This is a genomic window from Bacillota bacterium, from assembly GCA_036504675.1.
GTDB lineage: Bacteria > Bacillota > Sulfobacillia > JAJYWN01 > JAJZPE01 > DASXUT01.
The window spans coordinates 1-3,915 of the sequence record DASXUT010000115.1 but is presented as its reverse complement, the minus strand read 5'-3'; the positions used below and the strand labels follow the sequence as shown (position 1 = coordinate 3,915).

Annotated in this window: 4 protein-coding genes; 1 reads left to right on the top strand and 3 read right to left on the bottom strand. The window is 57.2% G+C overall.

The annotated features are described in order from the left end of the window. Positions 1-936 (bottom strand): glycosyltransferase family 4 protein (locus VGL40_08280; protein ID HEY3315252.1); only part of this gene is annotated, 936 nt, incomplete at its 3' end. A 167-nt stretch (positions 937-1,103) separates the two neighbouring features. On the opposite strand from VGL40_08280, the gene VGL40_08275 reads away from it, so the two are divergent. Beyond that, positions 1,104-2,281, top strand: a protein-coding gene (locus VGL40_08275) for an IS3 family transposase (GenBank protein ID HEY3315251.1) whose coding sequence is annotated in 2 segments (ribosomal slippage) — positions 1,104-1,368 and positions 1,368-2,281 — 1,179 coding nt in all. Because the reading frame shifts where the segments join, the coding sequence is not laid out codon by codon here. Between the two features lie 94 nt (positions 2,282-2,375). On the opposite strand, the gene VGL40_08270 is transcribed toward VGL40_08275, so the two are convergent. Together VGL40_08270 and VGL40_08265 are read right to left on the bottom strand one after the other, a co-directional pair. After that, positions 2,376-3,377 (bottom strand): nucleotide sugar dehydrogenase, encoded by a 1,002-nt coding sequence (locus tag VGL40_08270; GenBank protein HEY3315250.1) that lies wholly within the window; start codon positions 3,375-3,377, stop codon positions 2,376-2,378. A gap of 47 nt (positions 3,378-3,424) precedes the next feature. Further along, a complete protein-coding gene (locus tag VGL40_08265) occupies positions 3,425-3,661 on the bottom strand; it encodes a hypothetical protein (protein ID HEY3315249.1) in 237 nt (78 codons plus the stop codon). Positions 3,662-3,915 lie beyond the last annotated feature (254 nt).

Below are 3,915 nucleotides of genomic sequence, written 5' to 3'. Positions count from 1 at the left end.
CGGAACGGTCATGGACAACCCGCGGGCACGTTTTAGAGTAACCAATAGAGCATCCGCACCTACAAGAAGACGTGGCATTTCCTCCACCGGTTTTCGTCCCAGTAAATGAACTGTCTTGTTTAGCCCTCTGTCTTCAACTTGGTGTCTGACCCAATTTAGATCTCGACCGTCCCCTACGATGACCCAGTTGATGTCCTGTCTGTCCCGAAGCTTATCGGCTGCAGCTATTATGGTCCCAAAGTCCTGAGCTACACCCACATTGCCTGCAAACATAACGATAAAGCCTTCAGGAAGGCTATTAGGGGTGTCGGTCTTGCGCAATAGACCGTAAGTACTTTCCGCCCAATTCGGTAGATACCTCAACTTTCGGGAATCGTCGTACAGTGCAAGAATGGAAGGGAAGAAGGCCTCAGATTGAGCCATGATGAGGTCGCAGTGTTTGTATATGAAACTGACTAGCCTTTCGATTCCCTTTAGCAGTGGTTGCCAACGGATCCCTCCGGCGGCGGAGAGGCTTTCGGGCCATAAGTCCTGAACCCATAATACCAAGGGGGCACGTTTCACCCTCTTCAAAAGTATTGCGGGAATAGCCATAGTTATTGGCGACAACTGGTTAACGACTATAATCTCAAAGTCACCCCTACAAAGAGCAGGCCCCAGTAAGGAAGCGGATAGTACGAACGACATGTAGTTGGCAAGTAGAGTAATCTTGCTCTTCCCCCTCGGCACTATAGGGACACGGAATACCCTTGCCCCATGAAACGACTCGCGTCTTGGCCCTCGGAGCCCGTATCCCCTGAAAAAGCTGCCAACCGGATAGTTTGGTACGCCCGTCAAGACGGTGACTTCGTGACCTTTCTCCAGGAGCCCCGCCGCCAAGTCGTTGACTCTGAACTCCTCAGGCCAGAAATACTGGGTAACTAAGAGAATACGCATGAACTAGGCCCCCCGGCGACTTGCGCACGAGCGCGCATCCGAAAAGACGCCCAACTAGTCCTTGCCAGCCGCGGCTTCACGCTCAGCCTTTGTGAGTTTGGACTTGACCCGCTTTCGTGGACAACCCTACACTTGGGATGTAGGGAAGTCCAGGAAGGGTGGGGTCAATGCCAAGAAGCCATCCCCCGTATCCGGCTGAGTTCCGGTCTCAGGCTGTTGAGCTGGTACGGACGAGCGGCAAGTCGATCCTCGAGGTTTCGAGAGAACTTGGGATCTCGGGCGAGGGGCTGCGTCGCTGGGTGCGCCAGGCCGAAGCCGATGCCGGTCGTGGCCGGCCGGGCGACCTGACCACTGACGAGAAGGCCGAACTGCAGCGCCTGCGTCGGGAGAACAGGGTCCTGCGCGAGGAGCGCGAGATCCTAAAAAAAGCCGCGGCCTTCTTCGTGAGGGAGAGCGAGACCCGGTGAGCCGGTATCGGTTCATCGAGGTGGAGAAGGCGAATCATGCGGTTTCGCTCATGTGCCGTGTGCTGACGGTCTCGCGGGCCGGATACTATGCCTGGCGGCAGCGTGGTCCGTCACATCGGGCCCGGAAGGACACGGCCTTGACGGAGCGCATTCGCTCCATCCACCGAGCCAGCCGGGGGACCTACGGGGCGCCCAGGGTGCGCGCCAAGCTTGCCATGGAAGGCGTGGCCACCTCGCGGAAGCGTATCGCCCGGCTGATGCGGGCGAGCGGCCTCAGCGGCGTCCGCCGGCCGCGGCGCCGGGTACGGACGACGATTGTCAACCCCGCCGCGCCGGTCGCCGCCAACCTGGTGGCCCAGAATTTCGTGGCCGAGGCTCCAAACCAGCTCTGGTTCGGAGACATCACCTATGTGCCGACCCAAGAGGGCTGGCTGTACCTGGCGACGCTCATGGACTGCTACGCGCGGCGCGTCGTAGGCTGGTCGATGGCCGACCACCTGCGCACGGAGCTCGCCCTGAGCGCTCTGGACATGGCCATACGGCGTCGCCGCCCTCGGCCAGGCGAACTGGTGCACCACACCGACCGCGGCTGCCAGTACACTTCGTCGGTCTACCAGGCGGCCCTGGCCGGCGCCGGGATCACTGCCTCGATGAGCCGGAAGGGCGAATGCCTCGACAACGCGGTGGCGGAGAGCTTCTTCGCAACGCTCAAGGCGGAGCTGATTGAGAGGCGGACCTGGCGGACGCGGGCCGAGGCGGCGCAGGCGATCTTCGAATGGGTCGAGGTCTTCTACAACCGCCAGCGGCTACATTCCGGCCTCGGCTACTCATCCCCCACGGAATACGAAGAACGGGTTCGAGCAGAGAAGGTAGCGTAAGAAGAACCAAGCGCAAATCTGTCTACGAAGCCGGGGCAAGACCAGTTCCTCCCACAGGGCAGGCGACGGGGTGGGCACGCCGAGGCGGATGATCCTATGACTCGAAATGCCCCGGAATGCCCCGGAATGCATTGCGGGTGTCTACGACTAACCGCGAACTAGCTGCTATAAATCGGTAATCGTAGCTAGAGTGGTCCGTCACCAGCAAGACGCAATCATATGATGACAAAAATTGCTCGGTTAGCGAGACACTGCTCAGAACCTCTTCCGCCTCGCTGAGCTGGGGGACAAGAGGGTCATTGAAGTCAGCACGTGCCCCTTCAGCTCGAAGAAGTCTGAGGATCTCAATCCCCGGAGACTCCCGTAGATCAGCCACGTCTCGCTTATATGCGACCCCTAAGATGAGCACCGAACTGCCTCTTGGCGCCTTACCGCATAGGTTCAGAGCTTCGTGTACTTTCATTACTATGTAACGAGGCATGTTGCCATTAATCTCTCCGGCTAATTCGATGAAGCGGTTAAAAAACCCATACGCCTTGGCTTTCCACGCTAGATACATAGGGTCGAGGGGGATGCAATGACCCCCGATCCCCGGCCCAGGGTAGAATGGCATGAACCCGAACGGCTTCGTTGCCGCAGCGTCGATGACTTCCCACACGTCGATGCCCATCCGCTCACACATTACAGCCATTTCGTTAACAAGCCCGATGTTGCTAGCCCGGAAGGTATTTTCGAGTAGCTTGACCATTTCAGCCACTCTACTGGAGCTGACTGGGACAACTTCGCTCACAACGTTGCTCCAAAAGTCGACGCCTCGCCTTGTGCACTCTGGTGTAATCCCACCGACAACCCTAGGGGTATTGCCAAGGCCATAACCCTTGTTCCCTGGGTCTACTCGCTCGGGGGAAAAGCAAATGAACACGTCCTTACCCGGTTCATAGCCTTCCTCCCTAACCACATGGTCAATGAGGTCTTCCGTTGTGCCTGGATATGTTGTGCTCTGTAAGATTATTAGCATCCCGGCGTGCAATCTCTTGCTTATTTCCTGAGAAGCAAGTGCAATATGAGATATATCTGGGTCTTTTGATTTTCTCAAACGGCGTTGGAACGCATATGATCACTACTTCACACTGCCTTACCACCTCATAGTCCGTGGTTGGCCTTGAAGAGTCCTGATTCCAGAGCCTCCTTGACTGCTGCGCTGGTCACGTCCGTAACGTAGGAGGCCCCGTTAGCCAAACATTTGACCCGATGAGGATCAGTATCTACTCCATATGTCATGAAACCTGAACGAGCCAATGATATGACAAGAGGTAGGCCAACATACCCCAGTCCAATAACAGCGGCTAAATGGTTCCCCCGGGCCCGGGCGGTGGGCATTGCAGCGTCACTCCCCTCGAGTGGGACATGTAAGATGCCTACTGGGCGACCTTGGCAGTGCATTTACGAACCCATATTTCCTCTGAGCTATCTGCTTGCCTGTGGCTCAAGATGATGCGTGTCATTGTCTCAGCCACGTTGTCGGCGACGTATTCGACCGGTGGCCTCCAACTGCGGGGAGAGCTGGTGACAAGGTCCACTGACTCAGCAATCCGAGTAGGAGAACAACCCGCCAGTATATTGGAGCCACATTC

What these genes read in the sequence shown, in the direction of transcription:
- VGL40_08265 (HEY3315249.1), bottom strand. Translation starts at nt 3,661, where the DNA reads ATGCCCACCGCCCGGGCCCGGGGGAACCATTTAGCCGCTGTTATTGGA.